This window comes from Brevibacterium sp. UCMA 11754, assembly GCF_021532275.1.
In the GTDB taxonomy this organism is placed as follows: Bacteria; Actinomycetota; Actinomycetes; order Actinomycetales; family Brevibacteriaceae; genus Brevibacterium.
Genome location: NZ_JACBOT010000013.1, coordinates 1 through 24305, shown reverse-complemented (window position 1 = coordinate 24305; position 24305 = coordinate 1). Strand labels below are relative to the sequence as shown.

At 62.6% G+C, this 24305-nt stretch carries 17 protein-coding genes; 8 read left to right on the top strand and 9 right to left on the bottom strand.

Translation table 11 applies throughout. The features are described 5' to 3' along the window. Window positions 1-1275: a magnesium transporter MgtE N-terminal domain-containing protein gene (locus tag HX613_RS07555; RefSeq protein ID WP_198395470.1), complete on the bottom strand. Its 1275-nt coding sequence runs from the start codon at window positions 1273-1275 to the stop codon at window positions 1-3. Between the two features lie 189 nt (window positions 1276-1464). Here HX613_RS07555 and HX613_RS07550 point away from each other — a divergent pair, with 189 nt between their 5' ends. Then, the gene (locus HX613_RS07550; protein ID WP_235344777.1) at window positions 1465-3393 is read left to right on the top strand and encodes a calcineurin-like phosphoesterase family protein; all 1929 of its coding nucleotides are present in this window, start codon (window positions 1465-1467) and stop codon (window positions 3391-3393) included. 147 nt (window positions 3394-3540) lie between these two features. Here HX613_RS07550 and HX613_RS07545 read toward each other — a convergent pair whose 3' ends face one another. Both HX613_RS07545 and HX613_RS07540 read right to left on the bottom strand, forming a co-directional pair. Beyond that, window positions 3541-4617: a P1 family peptidase gene (locus tag HX613_RS07545; RefSeq protein WP_235344776.1), complete on the bottom strand. Its 1077-nt coding sequence runs from the start codon at window positions 4615-4617 to the stop codon at window positions 3541-3543. Beyond that, window positions 4614-6128 carry an aminopeptidase P family protein gene (locus HX613_RS07540; protein ID WP_235344775.1) on the bottom strand — a complete coding sequence of 505 codons (1515 nt, stop codon included), beginning with the start codon at window positions 6126-6128 and terminating at the stop codon, window positions 4614-4616. Before HX613_RS07540 ends, HX613_RS07545 begins: the two co-directional genes overlap by 4 nt. Window positions 6129-6207: 79 nt before the next feature. Here HX613_RS07540 and HX613_RS07535 point away from each other — a divergent pair, with 79 nt between their 5' ends. Beyond that, window positions 6208-7065, top strand: coding sequence for a PHP domain-containing protein (locus HX613_RS07535; protein WP_235344774.1), 858 nt, complete (start codon window positions 6208-6210; stop codon window positions 7063-7065). Between the two features lie 37 nt (window positions 7066-7102). Here the strand turns inward: HX613_RS07535 and HX613_RS07530 are convergent, their stop codons facing one another. Both HX613_RS07530 and HX613_RS07525 read right to left on the bottom strand, forming a co-directional pair. Continuing rightward, window positions 7103-8209 (bottom strand): acyltransferase, encoded by a 1107-nt coding sequence (locus tag HX613_RS07530; protein ID WP_268826707.1) that lies wholly within the window; start codon window positions 8207-8209, stop codon window positions 7103-7105. Between the two features lie 134 nt (window positions 8210-8343). Then, window positions 8344-9813 (bottom strand): DEAD/DEAH box helicase, encoded by a 1470-nt coding sequence (locus tag HX613_RS07525; RefSeq protein ID WP_235344772.1) that lies wholly within the window; start codon window positions 9811-9813, stop codon window positions 8344-8346. 61 nt (window positions 9814-9874) lie between these two features. Between HX613_RS07525 and HX613_RS07520 the strand changes: the two genes are divergently transcribed. Next, the gene (locus HX613_RS07520) at window positions 9875-10507 is read left to right on the top strand and encodes a ferritin-like fold-containing protein (protein ID WP_143921393.1); all 633 of its coding nucleotides are present in this window, start codon (window positions 9875-9877) and stop codon (window positions 10505-10507) included. 126 nt (window positions 10508-10633) lie between these two features. Here HX613_RS07520 and HX613_RS07515 read toward each other — a convergent pair whose 3' ends face one another. Together HX613_RS07515 and HX613_RS07510 are read right to left on the bottom strand one after the other, a co-directional pair. Then, a complete protein-coding gene (locus tag HX613_RS07515; RefSeq protein WP_235344771.1) occupies window positions 10634-10855 on the bottom strand; it encodes a DUF3107 domain-containing protein in 222 nt (73 codons plus the stop codon). Between the two features lie 91 nt (window positions 10856-10946). Beyond that, complete coding sequence (locus tag HX613_RS07510) at window positions 10947-11540, bottom strand: TetR/AcrR family transcriptional regulator (RefSeq protein ID WP_235344770.1); 594 nt, start codon at window positions 11538-11540, stop codon at window positions 10947-10949. A 97-nt stretch (window positions 11541-11637) separates the two neighbouring features. On the opposite strand from HX613_RS07510, the gene HX613_RS07505 reads away from it, so the two are divergent. Further along, on the top strand, window positions 11638-14931 hold the full coding sequence (locus HX613_RS07505) for a PD-(D/E)XK nuclease family protein (protein WP_235344769.1): 3294 nt from the start codon (window positions 11638-11640) through the stop codon (window positions 14929-14931). Further along, the gene (locus tag HX613_RS07500; protein ID WP_235344768.1) at window positions 14931-18116 is read left to right on the top strand and encodes an ATP-dependent helicase; all 3186 of its coding nucleotides are present in this window, start codon (window positions 14931-14933) and stop codon (window positions 18114-18116) included. The genes HX613_RS07505 and HX613_RS07500 overlap by 1 nt, the downstream gene beginning before the upstream one ends. Window positions 18117-18177: 61 nt before the next feature. Here the strand turns inward: HX613_RS07500 and HX613_RS07495 are convergent, their stop codons facing one another. Beyond that, complete coding sequence (locus HX613_RS07495; protein ID WP_235344767.1) at window positions 18178-19338, bottom strand: aminoglycoside phosphotransferase; 1161 nt, start codon at window positions 19336-19338, stop codon at window positions 18178-18180. A gap of 105 nt (window positions 19339-19443) precedes the next feature. On the opposite strand from HX613_RS07495, the gene nudC reads away from it, so the two are divergent. Both nudC and HX613_RS07485 read left to right on the top strand, forming a co-directional pair. Then, window positions 19444-20421, top strand: coding sequence for an NAD(+) diphosphatase (nudC, locus tag HX613_RS07490; protein ID WP_235344766.1), 978 nt, complete (start codon window positions 19444-19446; stop codon window positions 20419-20421). Continuing rightward, window positions 20418-22457 (top strand): ATP-dependent DNA helicase UvrD2, encoded by a 2040-nt coding sequence (locus HX613_RS07485; RefSeq protein WP_235344765.1) that lies wholly within the window; start codon window positions 20418-20420, stop codon window positions 22455-22457. Before nudC ends, HX613_RS07485 begins: the two co-directional genes overlap by 4 nt. On the opposite strand, the gene HX613_RS07480 is transcribed toward HX613_RS07485, so the two are convergent. Next, complete coding sequence (locus HX613_RS07480) at window positions 22434-23336, bottom strand: hypothetical protein (RefSeq protein WP_235344764.1); 903 nt, start codon at window positions 23334-23336, stop codon at window positions 22434-22436. The genes HX613_RS07485 and HX613_RS07480 overlap by 24 nt on opposite strands. A gap of 516 nt (window positions 23337-23852) precedes the next feature. On the opposite strand from HX613_RS07480, the gene HX613_RS07475 reads away from it, so the two are divergent. Then, window positions 23853-24305 (top strand): M48 metallopeptidase family protein (locus tag HX613_RS07475; RefSeq protein ID WP_235344763.1); only part of this gene is annotated, 453 nt, incomplete at its 3' end.

The following is a 24305-nucleotide window of genomic DNA, read 5'->3' as shown; positions in this document are numbered from 1 at the left end:
CTATCCCCTCCTGAGATCATCACGACCGGTGACCCGCCAGTCATCGGGCAGCAGCTCGTCGAGGACGTCATCGACGGTGACAACACCGATGAGGTGGTCGTTCTCGTCGGTGATCGGCACCGACACCAGATTGTACGCCGCCAGCAGTTTGGTGACTTCGCCCAACGGCGAATCCGGAGGCAGCGCCTCGACCTCCGTGTCGAGCATGATGCCGACCGCCTCGTGCGGAGGATGTCGCAGCATCTCCTGAATGTGGACGATGCCCAGATACTTGCCCGTCGGAGTCTCGATGGGCTGCCGGCAGACGAAGACCGCTGCCGCCAGTGCAGCGGGAAGGTCCTCGCGTCGGACATGGGCCAGCGCCTCGGCGACGGTGGTCTCCGGCGTCAGGATGACCGGTTCCGTGGTCATCAGCCCACCGGCGGTGTCATCGTCGTAGGACAGCAGGGTGCGCACATCCTCGGCGTCATCGGGCTCCATCAGCGCGAGGAACCGTTCGGCCTGCTCATCGCTGAGCTCGCCGAGGAGATCAGCCGCGTCATCGGGTTCCATCTCCTCGAGGACGGTCACCGCACGTTCGGTGTCGAGGGCGGAGAGGAGCTCGACCTGTGTCTCATCGGGCAGCTCCTCGATGACATCAGCCAAGCGCACGTCGTCGAGGGCACGGGCGACTTGGAGTCGACGCTCGGGCTTCATCTCGAACAGGACATCGGCGAGGTCGGCGGGCTTCGTATCCTGGTAGGCCGCAATGAGCTGTGTGGCCTCCTGGTCGACGTCGGAGTCGGCCGGATGCTCGGTGTCGGTCCAGGAGATCTGCATCGTCTCACCACGCCGTCGGAATGCCGAGAAGGCACTGCGTTCCTGGACTCGTCGCACAAAGAGGCGAGTCACCTCCCAGTCCTTGTTGACCTGCTGTTCGATGCCGACGTCTTCGATTTGGATGGGGGAGTCGTCCTCGCGCAAGCGCAGACGACGGTCGAGGAGGTCGTTGATCACCAGCGTCTCCGAGCGGCGCTGTTCGAAGCGGCGCATGTTCACCAATCCGGTGGTGATGACCTGACCGGAGTCGATTGAGGTCACCCTGCCCATCGGCACGAAGACGCGTCTGCGACCGGGAACTTCGACGACGAGGCCGATGACCCGAGGGAACTGCCGCATGGTGGCGCGGTAGACGATGACGGCGTCTCTCACGCGCCCGACCTGGTCCCCGAGAGGGTCGAAGACGGGGACGGCGATGAGGCGCGCGACGAAGACTCTTTTCGGTGGACCACTCATGATCTCAAGCCTACGGGGTCATGGACCTGGTGTGAGAGAGGCGGCACGGATCGGGATCGTCGAGCTCCGCCATTCCGACATCACTTGTTGTTCATTAACGGGCCGTGCCGAGGTCACACAGGAGTCTCTCAGCCTCCCTAGGGTCCTTTCTCGGCAGAACTTCCCACTACCGAATACAAGGAGACCTCTATGTCTGAAAGACGAATTCGTCCGCGTGCGGTGACAGGAGTCAGCGCCTGCGCAGCACTCGCCCTGATGGCGCCGCTGGTGGGCGCAAGCTCCGCAGCGGCCGCCGATTCCCCCGCCGAACTCTACGAAGGCCACGTGCAGGTGGACCGCGGCCAGGCCGATGACCCTGAGACTTTGAAGGGTCAGGTCTTCGATGACGTCAACGAGAATTCAAAGCTCGACGGAGACGAAACGGGCATCGCCGACGTCGCGGTGACCAACGGCGTCGACGTTGTGCAGACCGACGGCAAGGGTTCCTACGAGCTGCCCGTTCGTGACAACATGACGGTCTCGATCACCCAGCCGTCCGGCTGGCAGGTCCCGGTCGACTCGGACAACTTCGCGCAGTTCAGCTACAACCACCTGCCGAAGGGTTCGCCACAGCTCAAGTTCGGTGGAATCAAACCGACAGGCGACACCCCGAAGGCCGTGAACTTCCCGATGATCGAGTCATCGGCGACCGCCTCGGCGAAACAGGACTGCGCAATCGCCTCCGACACCCAGGCCTATGACAAGACCGAAATGGGCTACGCCCGTGACGGCGCCGTCGGCGACCTTGCCGATCGTGACGACTACAATGGCTGCGGCGTCCTCCTGCTCGGAGACAATGTGGGCGATGACCTCAGCCTCAACGACGAGCTCCGCGACATCTACTCTGAGATGAACGGCCCGGTTCGTGCTGCTCCCGGCAATCACGACCAGGACTACGACTCCCCGGACGACGCCCACGCACTTGACACCTTCCGTGACCAGTTCGGACCCGGCCACTTCTCCTACGACGTCGGCAAGACGCACTTCGTCGTCCTCGACAGCATCGAATACTCGGGCAACCAGTCGACGAAGAAGTACAAGGAGAAGATCGGAGCAGAGCAGCTCGAATGGCTCGAAAACGATCTCAAGAATGTGCCGAACAACGCCCACGTCGTCATCGCGACCCACGTGCCGATCGTGACACACAAACAAGTTGTGGCCGAGGATGCCAAAGAATTCTATGACGTCATCTCCGATTACCCGAATGCGGTGACCGTCGGCGGGCACACGCACACGCAGGAGAACCTCGTGGCCGGCGAACAGCGCAAGGAATGGGCTGACGAGGGCATCGACACCCTCCCCAACACCCAGATCGTCGCCGGTGCCGTCTCCGGTGACTGGTACTCGGGCGGACTCAACGCAGACGGACTGCCCTACTCCTTCACCGGTGATGCATCGGAACCGGGAGTCCAAACCCTTGAGTTCGACGGCTCCGACCGCAGCGAACGCTACACCGTCCGCAACGAGTCCGATGACCACCAGCTGCTGCTGGGCGTGAACTCACCAGAATGGCGCGATTGGGCACAGAAGGCACAGGACTGGCAGGACGCCGACAAGGCAGGTGAAGAGCCGGAGGCGATCTCCGAGCGTGTCGTGACCCGCGAGGACCTCAAGCAGGGCGACTCCTGGCTGACATCGAGCTTCCTCGCTGGCACATCAGATGCTCGGGTCGAGGTCAGCTTCGATGGCAAGGCGAATACCGTCGCCGAGCACACCCAGCCGGGTAAGGGCGAGTCGCTGGCGAAGGGCTGGGAGTACACCGATCCCTACACGGCCTCGCAGAACCTGCGGACATCGGGCAGCGTCGGACAGTCAAGCTCGCACCTGTGGCGAGCCGAGCTGCCGACTGATCTCGATCTCGGCACCCACAAGGCCGAAGTGACCGGCACGGACCGCTACGGTCGTGAGTACACGGAGACCATCCGATTCACCGTTGTCGAGGACGAAGCCGCTGCGGCGCAGACCTCGAAGAGGCAGCTGGCGAAGGACGGCTTCAGCACTCAGCAGGAGAAGAAGGTCGACGAAGACGACCGTAAGGGACTCGACTCTGACGAGGCTCGCCAGGCGGACTCGAACTGATCGGTTCCCCTGAACGAGACTGCTGAATTTCGGCGAGCCTTCTGAAGCAGATCTGCACAGGTTGGGGCGGGCGCCGGCATCATTCATGTCGGCGCCCGCCCCGGTTTCTGCCTGCATTCGGCTGTCCGAGCCGCAGCTGTGATCTGCTCAGGGCAGTGCGGCGAAGGCCCCCGCGAATTCGGGGGCGACATCGCTGAGTGTCGGCGGTTGGCCCCACGAGTCGTCCACAGGTGCAGCGGCGACGTGAGCATCGATGACCGCCAGGCTCAGGGCATCCGCGGCAGCTGCCGTGATCGTCACCTGGTCACGTGTCGAGGCCGCGAAGTCATCAGGAAGTCCCACTTCACCGGTGGCGATGCCGAAGACCGTGTCGCCGTCGAAGAGCGTGTGCGAGGGCCGGATCGCGCGGGCGATTCCGGCCTGGGCACCAGCGGCCATACGCGTGACCTGGGCAGGATCCAACGCCGCGTTCGTGGCCACGATGGCGATGGTCGTATTCTTCGCCGAGGTGGCCTCCACCGTGGATGTGGGAGGCGCGGGCAGATGCCCGATGCTCGGCAGATCGAACCCATAGGAATCCAGGAGAGGGTGCGCCCACAGCGTGCCATCGGGCGTTGCGATCGTACCGAACGGGTTAGCCACGACAAGCGCTGCAACGAGGTATCCGCCGGGAAGACGGATCGAGGCGGATCCCAAAGAGCTGCGCATGCTCTGCATTCCCGAACGAGCACCAAGACCCGCGCCGAGGCTGCCCCTGACTGCGGTGGCCTCTGCCCCATCGTGGGTGGATCGAAGGGCTGCACGAGCTGCGGCCGCCCCGTCGGAGTCCGTGGGCGGACGCACGGGCCCATCACCTCGTCCGAGGTCGAAGATCGCGGCAGCAGGGACGAGTGGAACGACGGTGCCCGTCAGGCCAGGGGCAGGGAATCCACGTCCCGCCTCGGCGAGGGTGCGAACGACACCGCTCACCGACTGCAGTCCCAGGGCGGAGCCACCGGTGATCACGATCGCATCGGCACCGTAGGAATGAGTGCCGGGAGCGATGACGTCGGTCTCATGGGTGGCCGGGCCGCCGCCGCGGACGTCCACGCCCACCCGGGCGCCCGGTGGAGGCAGGACGGCAGTCACCCCGGTCAGCCCATCCGGGGCGAAGCGACCGGCGTGGCCCACAGCGATTCCCGGGATCTCCAGAATTCCCCGGCCCCGGATCGGGCCTATGGTCATCGTCCCTGAACCCAGGCTTCGACCTCTGCGCGAGTGCGCGGGAATTCTGCAGAGAGGTTTTCGACGCCGTCGGCAGTGACGAGGACGTCGTCCTCGATGCGCACACCGTTGCCTCGGAATTCCTCGGGCAGGAGCAGGTCGTCGGTTTTGAAGTACAGGCCCGGTTCGATCGTGAAGACCATGCCTGGTTCCAACGCTGCATCGAGATACATCTCGGCGCGAGCCTGGGCACAGTCGTGGACGTCGAGTCCGAGGTGGTGGCTGGTTCCGTGGACCATCCAACGGCGGTGATGCTGGCCCTCCGGCGACAGCGACTGTGCCGCAGAGACCGGCAAGATGCCGAAGTCCTCGAGACGGGCGGCGATGACCTCCATAGCCGCTTCGTGGATCTCGCGGAACTTCACCTCGCGGTTGACGTGGTCAGCGGCGACGGCGAAGGCCGCGTCCGAGGCGTCGAGCACGGCGTCGTAGATCTTGGCCTGGACCTCGGTGAAGGTTCCGGAGACAGGGAGCGTGCGGGTGATGTCTGCTGTGTAGAGGGAATCGGCCTCTGCACCGGCATCGACGAGGACAAGATCCCCGTCCCGGACCGCACCGTCATTGCGGATCCAGTGCAGGGTGCAGGCATGGTTGCCGGCGGCAGCGATCGTGTCATAGCCGATGCCGTTGCCATCGGATCGGGCAGCCGTTTCGAAGGCCGTCTCGATGACGCGTTCGCCGCGACGATGAGCGAGAGCGGTGGGCAGAGCGGCGATGACGTTGTCGAAGCCCGAGCGGGTGATGGAGACGGCTTCACGCAGGGCCTCGACCTCGTGCTCGTCCTTGATAAGTCGCAGCTCGGACAGCAGCTGGGCCAATTCGGCATCGCCGGCCTCCGAGGTCTCGAGATCGGCCTGCACCTGAGTGCGGGCGACGTCGATGACGGAGTCGATGCGGACATCGGCCTGGCGGACGAGTCTCACGGAGATCGCACCGAGGTCTTTCGTGATCGCATCGTCGACCGTCGCTGAGCTCTCGGTGGCGATGCCCGTCATCGTCGACATCGCCTCGAGATCGGCGCGGGGTCCGACCCAGTACTCGCCGTACCGGGAATCGGAGAAGAACTCGACGGTGTCCGAACCTGCGCGGGGACGGAAGTACAGGGTGACGCTGTGGGTGTCGTCCTCGGGTTCGAAGACGAGGACGGCATCCGGCTCGGAGTCGGCTTCAAGACCGGTCAGATGGATGAATGCCGAATGGGCACGGAACCGGTAGTCGGTGTCGTTGGAACGGACCTTGTGACCACCAGCTGGGATGACCAGTCGCTCGCCGGGAAAGGCTGCGGAGACCTTCGCACGTCGGGCGGGTGTGAATCCGGCTGCGGCGAGAGCCTCGGCGTCAAGCGGTGTTCGGTCCCACCCCTCGGCGACGAAATCGCGGAAAGCCTGCGAATTGGGGCGGTGGGAACGGTTGTTGACGCGATCGTCAAGGGCCTGGGTCTTCTCGGTGCTGTCTGCATTCTGGGCTGTCATGCTTCCATTCTAGGCACTGCCTGGAGACCATGCCGGGACGAGGACCAGTATCCCGCGCGACTGCGGATAGACTGGGTGCATGGTCAATGATCTCCATGTGCACACTGCATTCTCGGACGGGACTCAAACCCCGTCCGAACTCATATCCGAAGCGGCGATGGAAGGCATCGACGTACTCGGCGTCACGGACCATGACACCACCGCCGGGTGGGCGCCTGCGGAGGCTGCCGCCAGGGTCTACGGTCTGGGGCTGGTTCGGGGAATGGAGATCTCATGTCGGCATGAGGGAATCAGCGTGCACCTGCTGTCCTACCTCCACGACCCCTATGACACCGACTTGGCAGCAGTCGTCGAGGAGACTCGACGCGCACGTATGGACCGTACACACCTGATCATCGACCGCCTCGCGGAGGACTATCCCATCGACATGGATGCGGTCCTCTCCGTCTCCGGCGAAGATGCGACAATCGGTCGACCCCACATCGCTGACGCTCTGGTGGCTGCAGGACTCGTCGAGTCGCGTACCGAAGCCTTCGCCTCGATACTGTCCAGCCACGGCAAATACCATGTCAGCCTGCCGACGATCGACCCCATCACGGCCATCTCACTGATTCGTGACGCCGGCGGAGTCTCAGTCTTCGCCCACCCGCGCGCCGCGATGCGCGGCCTGGTCGTCCCCGATACGGCGATGACCGAATTCATCGCAGCCGGTCTCGACGGACTTGAAGTCGATCATCGTGACAACCCGCCGAACGAGCGTGAGGTCATGCGCAGGCTCGCCCACGACCACGACCTCATCATCACCGGATCGAGTGACTACCACGGCACCGGAAAGCCCAACCGCCTGGGCGAACACTCGACTTCGGACCATATGTTCGGGAAGCTCCTCGATCGTGCGAACTCCCGTCCCGGGGGAGTCGACTTCATTCAGGGCTGAGACGCAGCCGCTGGGTGCCGACCGCTGCTCTCCGATTTCAACCGAGGACCCTGCGCAGCCGCAGCTTTCCCCATGTCAGGCTGAGCGCGTAGGACAGGACCGCGGTCAGTCCGAGGTAGCCCACATACTGCACGACCAGCAGCAGCGGCGAGGCTTCGATGACGAAGAGGTGCTCGAAGAACAGTTCGAGGAAGAACACATGAACGAGGAATGCGCCGAATGAGGCCGATGCCAGTTTGGTGAAGAACCGTTTCGTGCGTTCGCCCAGTTCGATGCGGGAGATGATGAGGATGACGCTGACCGCCAATCCCACGATGAGCGGATTCGCATTGGCGATCGGATACTCGAAGTCCGATTCCCACCAGAAGACTCCGGCCGCGCAGGCTCCGAAGGCGAGTATCAGCGTCCACATCGGCGGACGCAGATCCTTCGCATAGTGGATGAAGAATGCACCCATGCAGAAGTACACCACCTGGTAGGTTGCAAAGCCCCATTTCCACGCGTCCTGACTGGAACCGAGCTGCTCGAGCACGAACGGCGCCCACACACTCGAACAGGCCAGCACAACGGCCAGGCCGGTGAGCTTCCACGGCCGCTGTCCGCGCCAGAACAGCACGAGAGTCCCGAACACGAGGATGAGCGGGATATAGGCGTAGAGGTACCAGAGATGGAACGCAGGCCGGCCTGCTTCGAGGAAGGTTCGGACCAGATCGTGGCGAACGTCGACACCGTCGCTGTCGAAGAGATTGAAGCCGAGGATGAAGATGATCGACCATGCGAACAGCGGCACGAAGTGACGGATGATGCGGTCCCACACCTTCGCCCCTGACTTCGGAGGCGCACCTACGAGGGTCGCCCAGCCGGCGATCATGAAGAACATCGGGACCGCCCACGGATTGACCGCCTCGGCGAGGTGGCCCAACAGCCAGGCGTGATTGCTGTCTGCGTCCTGACCGCGTCCGATGAGGACTCCACCGGAGTGGCCGACCATCACGGTCAGTCCAGCCAGGACCCGCATGACGTCGACGTCATGTCGGTGGCCCCGGGAGGCGAGAGGGAATTCCTGAGTCTGTGTCTGGGGACGGATTCCATCCCGTGGTGCTGCTGCGACGGACTCCGCGTCCGGTCGGTGTGAACCGAACAAAACTCACTCTCGTTCATGCTGGACGACATGGGCTCCGCCATTGTCTGGGCACGAATTGAACGCAAGATGAACGAACGGCCCCGACCACAATGGTCGGAGCCGTTCGTTCGCTTGCGTCTGTTGGGGCTTGCTGCCTATTCCGCGGAGGTCTGGCTGTCGCTGGGGGCACTCGAAGTGCGTCCCACAGGCTTGCCGCCACGGGTGCGTCGACGTTCGCGGTTGCGTCGTGGCTTCTTCGGTCCTTCGTCACCTGTGGAGGATCCGCTTCGTCCTGAGGACCCGCCTCGGCGCTGTTCGGGCTTCTTGGATCCGGAGTGGTCCTCGGCGCCTTCGGTCTGCTGTCGGCGCAGACGACCCTTTGTGCCCTTCGGAATGGAGAGATCGGCGAAGAAGTGCGGCGACGTCGAGTAGGTCTCGGCCGGTTCGTCATGGTCGATTCCGAGGGCCTTGTTGATCAGACGCCAGCGCGGCATGTCGTCCCAGTCAACCAGGGTCACGGCGATGCCCTTGTTGCCAGCACGACCGGTGCGGCCGATGCGGTGGACGTAGGTCTTCTCATCATCGGGGCACTGGTAGTTCACGACGTGGGTGACATCGTCGATGTCGATTCCGCGTGCCGCGACATCGGTGGCCACAAGGACGTCGACCTGACCGTCGCGGAAGGACTTCAGGGCCTTCTCGCGCTGGGCCTGGCCGAGGTCACCGTGCAGGGGCTTGACCTGGAAACCACGGTCGCCGAGTTCGGCGGCGAGCTTGTCGGCGGTGCGCTTGGTGCGGGTGAAGATGATGGTGCGTCCGCGTCCCTCGGCCTGCAGCATGCGGGCGACGAGTTCGCTCTTGTCCATGGAGTGGGCGCGGTAGACGAACTGTTCCGTGTTCTTGCCCAACAGCGACAGGTCTTCGTTATCGTGGGCGCGAATATGTGTCGGGCGGCTCATGTACCGGCGGGCCAGGGTGATGACCGCGCCGGGCATGGTGGCGGAGAAGAGCATTGTCTGGCGGTGCGCGGGTACAGCGTTGATGATCTTCTCAACGTCGGGCAGGAACCCGAGGTCGAGCATCTCATCAGCCTCATCGAGGACGACTGTGCGGACCTTGTGCAGACGGAGGACCTTGCGTCCGTAGAGGTCGAGGAGACGGCCGGGGGTGCCGACGACGACATCGACACCGGACTTGAGCTTCTTGATCTGCGGGTCGAAGTCCATGCCGCCGTAGATGGTCATGATGTCGATGTCACGCTGTGTGGAAGCGGTCACGAGATCGGCAGCGACCTGCTTCGCGAGTTCCCGTGTGGGCACGACCACGAGAGCCTGGGGGAGGCGTGTCTCAGTCGAGTCGGACAACATCTCGGGCGTGTTCTCGGGATCGACAGGGACGGCCCCATCTTCATTCTTGCCGATGACACGCTGCAGGAGAGGAATGCCGAAGCCCAGCGTCTTGCCGGTTCCGGTCTTCGCCTGTCCGATGATGTCGGCTCCGGACAGTGCCACTGGCAGCGTCATCGCCTGGATCGGGAAGGGGTGGGTGATGCCCTTGGCAGCCAGCGCGGCCACGATCGGTCCAGCAACTCCAAGCTCAGCGAAATCTGGTTCTGTCTCCGCCATGTTTCAAACTCCTTTTAGCGCCTTCGCGCTCGTCATGGTCGTGAACCGGTACTCTTGAGTTATGCCCGATTCTGCCCCATTGGCCGGTAATAATGCTGCTACGCTCGCGCTTCTGGCGTTCGGCGAGCTGACCGCTTTCGAACGAATGGCCACCAACGCGACCACCGCTGTGCACATGGACGATAAAGTCACTTTGGCGCGGCTGGCCTCTCTGTCCTTTGCGAACTTCGAAGAGCTCTCGCAGCACATCAGTCGATTGGGCCAGGATGCGGTCGAGCTCTGTCAGCATTTCGAGCCGACATTCACCGTGCTGGCTGAACGGACTCGTCCTCGTGACTGGCACGAAAGTCTCATGAAGGGATTCGTCTTCGACGGAATCATGAATGACTTCTACCGCACGGCCGTGGAGGAGCTCAGCGAGCCCGGATACAGCCTGGCAATTACAATTCTCGATGATACACGTGCGACCGAATATGTGCGCAATCGTCTGACCGCCGACGTCGCCGCAGACACCCAGCTGGCCTCCCGTCTGGCGCTGTGGGGCCGCAAGCTCGTGGCCGAAACATTGGGGCGCGCACGCAACCTTCTCACCGACTCTTTTCTGGGCATCGATGAGGAGCTGGTGGTGGCATCGATTCCGGCAGTGACGGCCAACCACTCGAAGCGGATGTCAGCCCTGGGGTTGGTGGCCTGAAGCTCCTTGATTCAGATCCGTGAATAGGTTGAGGGCCCGGTGTCTGACCGGGCCCTCAACCTATTCACGGGGAATTCACCGAGATGCGGCGCTCATCCGCGCACGATGCGTTGCGCAGGCAGTCGTTCAGGCACCGAAGCCGACGCGACGGGCAGATTCCGTGCCGATCTCGACGTAGGCCAGAGCGGAAGCCGGGACGAATACCTGGCGTCCCTTCAGGTCTGTGAAGGACAGCAGAGAATCGGCCTTGACGCATTCTTCGATGCGCGCGGCCAGATCCTTCGGTGTCTCGTCTGAATCCATGACGATTTCGCGCGGTGACTGCTTGACGCCGATCTTGATTTCCATTGTGCTCCTTGTACGGGTCGTGGTGTGAGTCGTCCTCAGCATAACGTCAGCGAGGTGGTGTTTTCTTCCCTCGCCAGATCAGAGTTCGCAATCACTTCGTCGTGAAGGACTGGAGGCCGCCCCAGCTCATCTGTGTGAGCAGGCTGACGGCGGTGTCGACGTCGATCTCCGGCGTCGTCTCGAGCTGCTTGACGACGACCTCGGCGGTGCCGATGAGAGTCCGGCACAGCATACGGGCTTGGATGTCATCGAGATCGGTGTAGCTCTTCAGCGCAGTCATGACACGTGAGGCTGTGCGTTCTCGCAGGCTGCGGATCCGCTCCTGTGCCCCCGGTTCGTAGACATCGGAGTTGAAGAGGATGATGAACTCCTCACGATGGGAGACAACGAACTCGAAGTAGGAGCGATAGGTGGCACGGACCTTCTCATGAGGATCATCGGTTGACCCGATCGCAGCGTCGAGCGTCGTGTCGAGGTGCGCGGAAGAATCGTCTATGAGTGCCAGGTAGAGGTCTTGCTTCGATGCGAAGTGCTGGTAGAGGACAGGCTTTGAGACACCGGCCGCCTCTGCGATCGTGTCCATCGAGGTGGTCCGGTATCCGCGAGTTGCAAAGACCGAACGTGCCACCCCCACCAACTGGTCACGGCGCTGTTCACGGGGCAATCTCTGTTGCGGGCTTGACATTCCTTCATGCTACGCGAAAACGAGGTCCGGGACCGGTCAACGCGCTCGGGTCTGGCCACATCGTTCTCATGTCCGTGGCGCATGATGGAATACGAGTATGGATGAAGTGACTGATGGGATCAGCGCGAAACTGCTCGCGGGGGAGTCGGTGACAGTCGTCGGACGCCCCGGGACGGGCAAGACGTCGATGCTCGAATCCGTGTATGCACAGCTGATGGCCGAGGTCAGTCCCGCCTCGGTGCTGGTTCTCACGCCCAACCGCGATCATGCTGATGTGCTGCGCAACCGTCTCGCCGTACCCAGAGACGCGGTGCTGGCTTCCGCCCCGGCTCGAAGCATCTCATCGTTCGCCTACGGAATTGCGCGCGCTGCTCACACGACGCAGACCGGCGATGACCTCGAGTTCATCTCGGGCGCTGATCAGGACGTGTTCCTCGCCGATCTCCTCGCCGGTCACGAACTCGGCCACGGTCGTGGACCGGCCTGGCCTGCCGAGATCACTGCGGAGGTGCGATCGACCTCCGCGTTTCGGACCGAGGTCCGAGATTTCCTCAACAGGGTCATGGAGTTCGATTTCGGTGTGCGGGTCCCTGCCCCGATCGCCGGCGGTGGGCCCGCGCAGACACCTGAGTTCGTGTTCGACTTCGGGCGCAGCGTACTCGATCGTGCGCTTGAGCGGCATCACGATCCGAGGTGGGAAGCGGTGGCCCAGGTTCTCGACGAATACCTCGACATTATGAGCATGCCCGGCTACGGAGGCACAGACTCTGCGACTGTCCTTGCGCGAGCGGCATTCGAGGTTCTGCGCGAACCCGCCGAGGTAACCGCGGGCCGAACCTGGACCTTCGCGCCCGATGTGGTGCCCACCGTGGTCCTTGCCGACGGGGTTCAGGACTTTCCCGCTGCGAGCTGGGGTCTGCTTGAGCAGCTGCGTGAGCGCGGAAGTGCTTTGGCGCTCTTCGGCAGTCCGGAGACCGTGACCGGACGTTTCCACGGCGCCGATGCCTCGATCATCGATCGCAGTGCTGCCGACGATGGATTCACCACCGTGATCCTGCCCGAGGTGAAGGGCACAGGGCCCGACATCGTCAACGTCAGCGATGACTTCGGTCGTCGTATCACCACTCGGTGGGGCCTGCACCATATGCCCCGCCCCAGCGGCGGGCCTGGCACCTCAGATGACGCCTCGGTCGCCGTTGACTCTTCTGACGAGGCCGCAGTCCATTCCGCCGCCGAAGCGGTTGTCCATGTCGTTGATGACGCTGTCCTCGCGCATTCGCGTGACCTGCCGGATACGGTGGAGACCCATGTGTTCGAGGGCGCCGCTTCGAGCTGCCGGTACCTGGCACGTCGAGTGACGAGCTTCGTCGAAGACAGGCATTCATGGTCGGATGTGGCTGTGCTGTGTCGCAACACAGCGACAGCTCGAGTGGTCGCGAACGAACTGAGTGCCTCCGGTGTGGCCACCGCGAACATCATGCAGCCTCTCAGCGTCGACCCCGCCACAGCACCGCTGCTCGAGCTGCTCTCACGCACCCCGGACTTCGCCGACGACGAATCGATCGCTGCACAGGCTCTGGCCCTGGCCGGAAGCGTCTATGTCCGCCTCGACCCGGTGCAGATCAGACGGTTCAAGCGCGTGGTGAGAAAGAAGTTTCCGGCAGCGAACAGTTCGACCTCGCTGGCACAGGCGCTGCGCAACGATGTCGACGACGCATCCCCGACTGGACTGGTCACGATCTCCCGGATGCTGCACGCTGCAGCCGAGGTGCGATCGGTCGACCCGCACCAAGCCCTCTGGATGATCTGGGAGGCCTCAGGCGTCGCAGAGAAATGGCAGTCGGAGGCCCTTCGCGACCCGGAATCCGTGGCGAATTCGCACCTGGACTCGGTGCTGCGGCTGTTCACCTTGGCGCAGAAGATCTCTGATCGTGGCGGCTTCACAGCACGTTCGTTCGCGGGAATCGTGGCGGAGCAGGACATTGCGCAGGACTCCCTGGCAGCGCGGGCCGGCACAGACGATCACGTGCAGGTGGGCACCCCGTCGTCCCTGGCGCATCTGCGAGTCCCGCTCGTCATCATTGCCGAGGTGAACGAAGGAGTCTGGCCCAACCCGAAGCTTCGCGGAGGCATCCTCGGGCTCGATGATCTCAGCTCTGTGCTGACGACTGGTGAGACCGCGACCGGTGACCCGGGCTACCACGCCCACGCCAAACGGAAGAATCTGCGTGAAGAGGGCGAACTCTTCTACACGGCGCTGACTCGCGCCGAAGAGCATGTCATCGTCACCGCGATCTCCGATGCTGAGAGCAATCCCTCGCCGTTCTTCGACGTGATCGCGGCGCGGACAGCGAAGAGCACCGAAGATGCGGACAGCTACGCGATCACTCACGAGGACGAACTCCTGCCGCTGTCCCTGGCAGAGATGGCTGCGCACACCCGGGCACGGCTGCTGAGAGCCGCAGCCGACCCGGCACAGGCAGAACCCGAGGAAGATGTGGATGCCTGGGCACAGCTGCTGGCGGCACTGACTGCCACGAGCACTGCGGTCGAACCACCCGAACAGTGGCGCGAGACCGAAGACATCACCTCATCCGAGCCTCTCTTCACCTCCGAAGACACGGTGAGAGTCTCACCGTCCCAGGTCGAGTCCTTCACCGACTGCTCGCTGCGGTGGTTCCTCACCCGCAACGGAGGTGACAGGCCAGGTTCCCTGGCGCAGAGCTTGGGGACGATCATCCACGCCGCGGCGGAGAACTTCCCGCAGGGCCCGCCCTCGTCGATCCGCGACTTCGTGGACAAGGAGTTCACAACGCTCGAGTTCGACGCGGAGTGGGAGCGAGATCGCGAACACACCTTGGCGATGAAGATGGCCGACCGCCTCGGCGAATACATCAAGACCGCGCCCGGTGAACCCATCGGCGTCGAAGCCCAGGTTTACGCCACCGGAGTTGATGACAAAGGCCAGGAATGGAAGGTCACCGGTCGCCTCGATCGGCTCGAGCAGACCCCAGACGGCATCCGGATCGTCGACTTCAAAACCGGAAAGAACGTGGTAAAGGCTCAGGAGATGCCCCGTCACGCCCAACTCGGCGTTTACCAGGAGGCGATCAACTCCGGGACCATCACCATCGGAGACGACCAGGTCATCGACGCCAAGGCGTATGGTGCCGAACTCGTGTTCCTGCGCAATTCCAAGCAGACCACGAGAGAGCAGTCCGCGCTCGAGATCGACGAGGATCCGGGCTGGGCCCGCGACCTCATCAACGGTGTCTCCGATCGTATGCGGGCTGCCCAGTTCCCAGCCAGGGTCGAGCCTCAGAAATGCCTGAGCTGTCCTGTGCGCACCTCCTGCCCGGCAATCGGGCCCCAGACGTTGGAAGAGTCCTGATGCGCTTCACCGCAGAACAACTGGCCCGCCTGACTGCCGCCGACCCTGCTCAGGCGTTCCCCCCGAGCGAAGAGCAGCGAATCATCATCGAAGCAGACCCTCAGCAGTCGATGAAGGTCACTGCCGGTGCCGGCTCTGGCAAGACGACAGTGATCTCCCAACGGGTGGTGTGGCTCGTAGCCAATGGCTTCGTCGCGCCCGAAGAGATCTTGGGTCTCACCTTCACTCGGAAGGCCGTGGGTGAACTGGGCGGTCGGATCAGGGTGCTCTTGGCCCGCCTGCGCCACAGCCTCGGGCTGGGTTCCGACATGAGCCTTCCTGGTCTCGACAACCCTACGGTCTCGACCTATAACTCCTATGCGGCCTCGATCGTCAGCGAGCACGGAGTCAGCGTCGGCATCGAACCCGAGACCGTGCTCCTTGATGACGCCGCTGCTCACACGATCGCCGGCTCGATCATCGACTCAACCTCAACAGAGGAGATCCCCGGCAACTTCGCACGAGAGACGATGATCGCCGACATCATCTCGCTGGCAGCGGCGATGAATGACCACGGTCGCGACGTCGAGGAAGTCACTGACTATCTCGACCAGTGTCTGCAGGCACTGGTCTCAAGCAAGGGCAAACCCGTGGATCCCAATGGTCACAGGGCCAAGCTCGAAGCAAAGATCAAGACAGCGAAATTGGCCGGCGAATACATGAGCGCCAAACGTCGCAACTTGGCCATGGACTTCTCGGACCAGGTTCGGTTCGCACAACGCATCCTTGACGAAGTGCCGGCCGCTCGCAGTGCCGAACAGCAGCGGTGGTCAATCGTTCTGCTCGATGAGTTCCAAGACACCTCGGTCGCCCAGCTGAAACTGCTGCGCGATCTGTTCCATTCCACCGCGGTGACAGCTGTGGGAGATCCCAGACAGGCCATCTACGGTTGGCGCGGTGCCAGCGCCGACAACATGATCCGCTTCTCTGCGGACTTCTCAAACGTGGCGCCGCTGACCCTGAGCACCAGCTGGCGCAACGACCACACGATCCTGAAGGTCGCCAACCGGACGGCGGACGGACTGGCCGGGAGCCGGGAAAAACCGCTGACTGCTCGCATAGGAGCAGAAGACGGTGACGTGGCCATCGATATCAGCTCGGGAGCGCATGATCCCGACTTCCTCACTGTCGGACTCCGGTCACTGACAGAATGGGTGGCCACACTGCCCGCAGGATCGTCGACGGCGGTCCTGTGCCGCAAACGTGCCCACTTTGCGCCCGTTGCCGCGGCGCTGGAGGCTGCGGGCCACGCCGTTCACGTGCATGGCTCTTCAGGTCTCCTGAGCGACCCCTTCGTCGCCGATCTGCGGGCAGTCCTCACCGCCGCCGTCGACCCGATGGCCGGCGACAGTCTGATGAGGCTGATCAGCGGACGTCTGCTGGGTCTCGGCGCCACAGACATCGCCGCTTTGCAGACGTTCACCCGGAAGCAGAACGATCTGCGATTGACCGAGTTCCTGGGGGAGAGCCCTGACGGCACGGGAATCGTCCCCGAGGCCATCGACCAGCCCACGATCGTCGAAGGCCTTGACGAACTCGTCGATCTCTCCGATGCACTTGCAGGTTCGGCAAATATCGCGGGCGCACGAGCCATGGTGAGCAACTTCCGCACTTCGGGTCTGAGCTCGATGGCACTGGAACGGTTGGTGAAGTTGGCACGAGCTCTGCGTCATGTCCGTTCCGGTTCCGGCACCATCGCCTCGATCATCCGCACCGCGATGACGGAGACCGGAGTCGACTCCGACATCTGGGGGCTGAGTGATTCGCTGCGCAATCTTCATCGCTCAGCGATCGATTCCTTCCTGTCAGCAGCAAGCCAGTATTCGGCAACCGATGACCAGCCATCGGTGCCGGGTTTCCTGGAGTGGCTGACCTTGATGGAAGCGAAGGACTCGCTGAGCGTGGCCGAACCGAATTCCGCCTCCGACGCGATCGACATCATGACAGTGCACGCCTCGAAGGGCCTCGAATTCGATGCAGTCGCTGTGCCGTCACTGGTGGTCAAGGACTTCCCGACGGAACCGCGTGACAAAGAGGGGTGGATGGATAGAACCGCTCTGCCATATCCGCTGCGAGGTGACCGCGCCCATCTGGTTGACTATGATCTTTCCACCGCCGACTTCGATACGAAGAAGGCACTCGACGAATGGGTCAACGAATTCATCAAACCAGCCATCGCCGACGCACATGAGGAAGAAGAGCGGCGCCTCGCCTACGTCGCATTCACCCGGGCCAAGCACTATCTGTGGTTGGGTGCAGAGTTGATGGGTGCCAGAGCCAACCCCGACGAGCCGTCCCCGTTCCTGACCGAAGCGATCGAAGTGCTGCAGCGCGATGTCGAGATGCCGGAACCTGCCGAAGAATCCGCGGAGGACCGTATCGAGACAAGCATCTGGCCCGTGCCGCGAACAGAACGTGTGTCCACGGCCCGACGTGCGGCCGAATGGGTCAGCTCCGCTGCACCAGCCGCTCTTGACGAACTGGCACAACACCCGGGACTCGTGGGCGAATATGCGCGACAGGCACTGCGGATCAGCACCCGCCCAGGCACAGCAAGTACCGGAAGCGTCCCGGATCGACTGTCGGCGACTGCTCTAGTCTCGTGGCGCAGAGACCCACAGCAGTTCATCACCCAGACCCTGCGCCCGATCCCGAATCCGCCGAGCCGAGCAGCAGAGATCGGTACCACCTTCCACTCCTGGGTCGAGCAGCATTTCGGACAGGCGAGCATCGACGTCGACGACGAACAGCAGGTTCAGGCCATCGACAAAACCACGATTGAGCGTCTGCAGCAGACGTTCATCGACTCCGAATTCGTGAGCAGGCATGCCGACCACATCGAAATGTCATTCGAACTGGTCCTCGGCCGATTCAGAGTCCCCGGGAAGATCGATGCGGTCTTCATCACCGGCGATCATGCTGAAGTCGTCGACTGGAAGACCTCGAAACAGCCGGATGAGAAGACGCTTGAGGTGATGAAATGGCAACTGGCTCTCTACCGTTTCGCCATCCAACGGGTCCATCCCGAAATCACCGAGGTGACGGGAACCTTCTACTTCGTCGGCAGCGACGACATTGTGAAGTTCACTCAGCTTCCGGAGGAAGCCGAGATCATTGCGTGGCTGGAGGACAACGACAGCACATGAGGCGGTTCACCAGTTTGAGCGGGCGAACGGGTCCGGTCCTCAGCTCTGGACCAGATTCGCATCAGGGGCGGTGAACTCCGTCGTCGGGCTCAACGTCGTCGGGTTCAACGTCATCTGTTTGAGCGTCGTCCGGCTCGGGCGCCTCGTCGATGGCGTTCTCGGCCTCCAGCCCCGCATCGGACTGCAGCTTGCTCTCCGACTCCGACTCGCGCTCTTCCGGCAGCACATCCGCTTCTGGAGCTGAGCCGTGGTCGGAGCTTGCGGCTGTCGGACCAGGGGAAGCGGCGTTGGGGGCTGCAGTGTCCTTCGCGAAGAGGACGTCATTGAACGAGGACAGCAGTTCACCTGCGTCCTGTACAGCCTCCTCATCGCCGGAATCCACTGCTTCGAGGAGCCAGTCGAGGACGGCGAACTCGGCCAAGAGTTCGGCACGAGTGATCACATGTTCGTCGGCGCGAGGACGTGAGTTTCTGTACTCACTGAAGAAGGTCGGGACAGCGGCAGGGTCGATGAGCGCAGAGGCTGCGGCCAGATCGATGGCAGGATCGGAGACCCGCAGACGTTCGATTCCCGACAGCGCGAGCACCCGCTCCTGATCGGTGTAGACGCTCGTCTCGTCGATCGCTCCATGGATGGGGGTGGCGAGGAAGCGCCACAGGGAGACCTTCTCGAACTCCTCCTCCCAATGCTGGAGCAGATCCGCCGGCACCCGGCCCGTGGCTGCGGCCTGATCGAGGCGCTCCAAGATCTGAAACTGGAAACGAGACGGGTCTTCGACGGGGAACCCCGCCTCGGATATCGATTCCGGAGCCGCCGAATGCAGGGTAGCCAGGGCCTGTGCCAACGAGCTCGCCCGGGCGATGTCAGCGATGGCCTGATCGCCTACGGGGGCACCGGGCAAGGGTTCGATGAGAGTCACCGTGATGGGTGCAGAAGTATCGAAGTAGTCGGCCTCAACCTCGATGATGGCGCGCAGATGGGGCCAGGTGAATCCGGCATGCGGGTACATCGTGTCGTAGATTCGAGCAGCTTCAGCGGCCGAACCGGTGTCTGCGGATCGATCGAGACTCGTCTGTGCCGTCGCAACCAACTGCTGCTGACCATCGTCAAGCAGCACTCTGACTCCCAACCCCAGTGACGGCAGGGGGACCCACTGCGTCGGGGTAAAGTCTTCGAGCATCGTCGCCGCGACAGCTGCCAACTTGAGCGCCTTGGTATTCACCCTCCCCAATCTACCGTCTGGCGCCGCCGGAGACCGGAGATTCGGCTGTTGAGCGTGTCAGCACCCACACTTCCTGAGTCAGGGCCCTGAGCTATCGTGGAGGGCATGAAGCCACTGCCACTCGTGAAGCCGATCAGTCTGGCCCGCCATGGGATCGATCGAGACCATCTCTCTCGTGGTCAGGACGGTGACCTGCAGGAGCTGTGGGCCAGCGGAGCAGAACCCGTGTTCGAACATCGTGGGTCGCTCCTCGTGGCGGCCGGGGGCCTGTTCATCACCGATCCCGGAATGGTTCCGGAGGGGCAGACAGAGATCTACCTCGGCCGCGATGACGAAGGAAACCGGTACATCGGGGTCTCCCTTGACGATTCCGGTCGCAGCCAACTCGACACCTGGCTGGCGACTTCGCGTGCCCGCGACGCCACAGATCTGCTGACCGCTCCGGGGGAGGGCATCGACAGCGCCGAGCCTGTGTGGATGCCGCTGCGTCAGCTGGCCGAGTCCCTCGATGACATGCAGGTGTCCCTGGCATGCGAGATCGTGGGCCTGGGCAATTGGCACAGAGCCCACCAGTTCTCGCCCCGCACGGGGCAACCGACCCGTCCCACCCTCGGCGGCTGGGTGAGAACAGACCCAGACAACGGCAGCGAACACTTCCCTCGCACCGACCCGGCTGTGATCGTCCTCATCATCAACACGGACGAGGCCGGTGTCGAAAGAGTGTTGCTGGGAAACAATGCGGCGTGGGAAGTCGACCGCTACTCCCTGCTGGCCGGATTCGTCGAACCCGGTGAGACCTTGGAACACGCAGTCATTCGTGAAGTGTTCGAAGAGGCCCACGTCGAAGTTGTGGACCCGAAGTACCTCGGATCCCAACCCTGGCCGTTCCCGTGCTCACTCATGCTCGGCTTCTCAGCTGAAGCTCCGAGCCTCGAATTCGCTGCCGACGAGGCTGAGATCGCCACCCTGACCTGGTTCACGCGTGAGGAACTGCGCACAGCCATCGAACGCGGCACGGTCCGGGCGCCTGGACTCGTCTCGATCGCAGGGCAGCTCCTCTACAGCTGGTTGGACAACATTTGAACGCTCAGGCCGCAGCGCTGCTCGACGCTCTCGACGAGGAGCAGAAAGAGGTCGCCACCCAGTTCTCCACACCGGTGATCGTCCTGGCCGGAGCCGGGACGGGCAAGACCCGTGCTATGACCCATCGCATCGCCTACGGCATTGCCACCGAGGTGTTCCCTCCCAACCACGTTCTGGCTCTGACCTTCACCGCCAAGGCGGCAGGAGAGATGCGCTCTCGTCTGCGCGACCTCGGGGTTCCCGCTGTCCAGGCCCGAACCTTTCACTCGGCAGCTCTTCGGCAGCTGCGCTTCTTCTGGGATCGATTTGCGACCGGCGACTTCCCCCGAATCATTGACAACAAGGCGGGGATCCTCGGTTCAGTGCTGCAGAGCATGGGGATCGAGACCAGCCGGGAGCTGAATCGAGATGTGGCCTCTGAACTCGAATTCGCTGCCGCGTCCCTCCTCGGTGTCGATGACTATGCCACTCAAGCCGCCGCACGCGATCTTCCCGGACAATTGGGCGTCGAAGACATGGTGCGCATCTTCGAGGCATACAGCGAAGCGAAGACACGCGGCCGGTTGATGGACTTCGAAGACGTTCTGCTCGTTCTGGACGGAGTTCTCGCAGAATACCCGGCTATCGCAGCAGACATTCGTGATCAGTACCGACACTTCGTCGTCGACGAGTTCCAAGACGTCTCACCCCTCCAATATGATGTGCTCTCGCGCTGGCTGGGGCCACGGGACAACCTCTGCGTAGTCGGTGACCCGGCCCAGACGATCTATTCGTTCGCCGGAGCAGATTCTTCACTGCTGAGGACCCTAGACGCCTCACTGCCGACGTCGACGACGATCCAGCTGGTCCGCAACTATCGGTCGACGAAGGCGATTGTGTCGACGGCGAACAATCTGCTTCGGCACACATCCCGCTCGGCGCTGACCCTGCGCACAGACAATCCCGAGGGACAGCAGCCGGCGATGACCGAGTATCCGAACGATGACGCTGAAGCCGCCGGGGTCGTCAAGGCCATCTCTGCCGAGATCAATGCCGGCCGCCGTCCGCGAAACATCGCGGTTCTGTTCCGTACGAATGGACAGAGTCCGGCTTATGAGCAGGCTCTGGCAGCAGCCGGAATCCCGTATGTTCTGCGAGGCGGGGAGAGGTACTTCGCGCGCAAGGAGGTCAAAGAGGCCGTCCTCATGCTGAAAGCGGCCCGCGCCACCTCGAGCGGCAGGCCCCTGCCGGAGGTCGTCGCCGAGGTGCTGGTGTCCCTGGGATACTCGAGCAAACCACCCGCGGCAGGGGCAAGCAGACAGAAATGGGAATCTCTGAAGGCCCTGGTCGATCTGGCGGAGACCCATCAGTCAGGATCTGAGCTCCCGGTGCCATTGGAAACGTTTCTCGCAGACCTCAGCGATCGAGCCGAACACCAATTCGCCCCTGATATCGAGGGTGTCACCCTGGCCTCATTTCACGCGGCCAAAGGTCTTGAATGGGACAGTGTGCACCTCGTCGGACTCAGTGAGGGCCTGTTGCCCATCAGCTACGCCCAGACGCCGCGAACGGTCGCTGAGGAGCGGCGTCTGTTCTATGTGGCGCTGACTCGTGCGGGCCGTGACCTCAGCTTGAACTGGTCACAGTCTCGCCATGACTCCAAGCAGCGACCGCGTAAGCCGTCCCGATTCCTCAGCGAACTCGGGCGAGTCGATCAAACGGTGGGTCAGGGCCGTCGGACTGCAACCTCGGTGGCGATGAATCGCTGCAGATCGTGTGGCAAGGTGCTCGTATCCCAGGTTGACCGAGCCCTGTCCAGGTGTGCGAACTGCCCTGCCGACATCGACCTCGAACTCCTCGACAGACTGCGACGATGGCGTGCCCGTGTCGGTTTGGAACAGGGACTGCCTCCCTATCTCGTCCTCACCGACACATCGATCTCCGCGATCGCAGAGATCAGACCGCAGGACATGACATCGTTGGCGAAGATCCCTGGAGTCGGCGCCACCAAGCTCGAACTCTATGGGTCAGGGTTACTGAGCCTGCTCGTCGATTAGGTCGAAGTCGGGGACGGAAACGCGGCACTGGCAGCGAGGATGGAACGACAGAGCCTCGTCTGTGCCGATACCTGTGGCCAGAGAGACGCTTCTGCGCACCGCCTCGGTGTCTGGGCGCAGCAGAGATCGTCTGAGGATCTGGACGGCATTGAGTGCGCCCAGCCCACGTGACAAGGGATCGCTGAGACTCTCGCGGTCTGGGAGGGCTCGAACGTGGGGGTACTGGTCCAGCCAGGATCCATCGCAGTCTTTCCTCCGCAGGCACTCACACACGGCGCACGGCGTCGTCCCGGGCCGGATGAGACCGCTGATCTCGAGAGAGTATTCCCCGATCACAACCTGGCAATGCGGGACCTCGCGATCCGTGAGCCAAGTGGCAGTGTGAATGTCTGGGACGAGGTACGAGGTTGTGATCACCAGCGGTGAGGACAGCAGATCGAGGTCCTCGACGCGATGCTGTTCTGCGATGGCGAAACCGGAGGCTGAGAGATACTGTTCTGTGACGGCTCTCAGCGGCCCCACCACCAGAATCGGCGAATCTCCGAGGACCCTGGATACACGATCAGGCGAGAGGGCGAAGATCTGCGCAGTCGCCAACAGCGGCGAACTCTTCGTCGTTATCACGGCATCGGCATCGTCGGGAACCATGACGCCTGCTTCATCGAGCAGTGTGATCAGCGAACTCGCCCGGCCCAGGTCGGCACCGAGATCCTGAGCTCGAGAGTAGTACTGGGCTGAACCGACACCCATCCGCAGCTCCTCGACGAGAGCGACATCCGCGGGCAGGAGACCGTCGATGAGGACAGGATCATCGACGCCGAACTGCACGCACGATGGTGAACGCCATGTGATCGGCACACTGGGAAAAATTCGGAACATGTCTCCACCTCGCCTCGAACGCCTCGAACTTCCACAGTAGTGAAGGTGGACGACATCCGCTATGGCCGAGATGGAACTGTGGAAAACCCTGTGGAAAACAGTTGAGGACAGGCCGGAAAATGCATTCCGACGTGCCCTCAACCGCTTTGTGCCCCAGGCGCTCGCGGAAACTCGTGCAGCTTCCCCTTCCGCACGCATCTCCGGGTTTTCCGGGGTCAATCATAGAACCTATTCTTCATTTGCCGCCCCGTCAATGTCGGTTCATGCACAGACGAGTCAACAGCGTGTGGATAACCTGTGGATATCTCGCCGTGAGCTGTGGAGAAAAGGCACCTTGAATGATTGGGGGAGCTGCTCCGTGGAGAGTGAAAGCGTAGGTCACTTCCGCACCTGGTGCTCATGGCGGGCAATTCGGCCTGTGGACAGCCCGGCAGGCAGTGCAGAATATCGATACTCAGGAAACTCACAACTAGAGACGAACGAAATAATGTCCGTTGAATTTCCTATGATGGGTCTGTGGCAACTCAACAGCGATGGACCGAAGAGGACGTGCTGCGGGCGATTGCCCGCGGAGAGATCGAAGTGCGCCGCTCGGCACGCCGGAAGAAGACCATCTCGGTCTCGAAGGAAGTGGATACGTACGTTCTCAGCACGCCTGTGAGATACAGCGTGGAGCACAACATTCGGTCGTTGACCGATCTCTTCAATAGGCTTGCCGCCAGGGACCATTCTTCGGCGGCTGACCTCGTCGATCTGGCGGAGGAGATGAGCCAGCGCTATTTCGACGGTCGTCTGCGTCCGCAGTCGATCAGGTGGGTGACGAATCAGAACATCAGTCGATGGGCATCGACGACGACGTCGTCAGGCGACATCAGGGTTTCCCACCGTCTGCAGACAGTGCCTCGTTGGGTGTTGGAGACAGTCATCGTCCATGAACTTGCCCATCTGGAGATCGGCCCGCATTCCAGG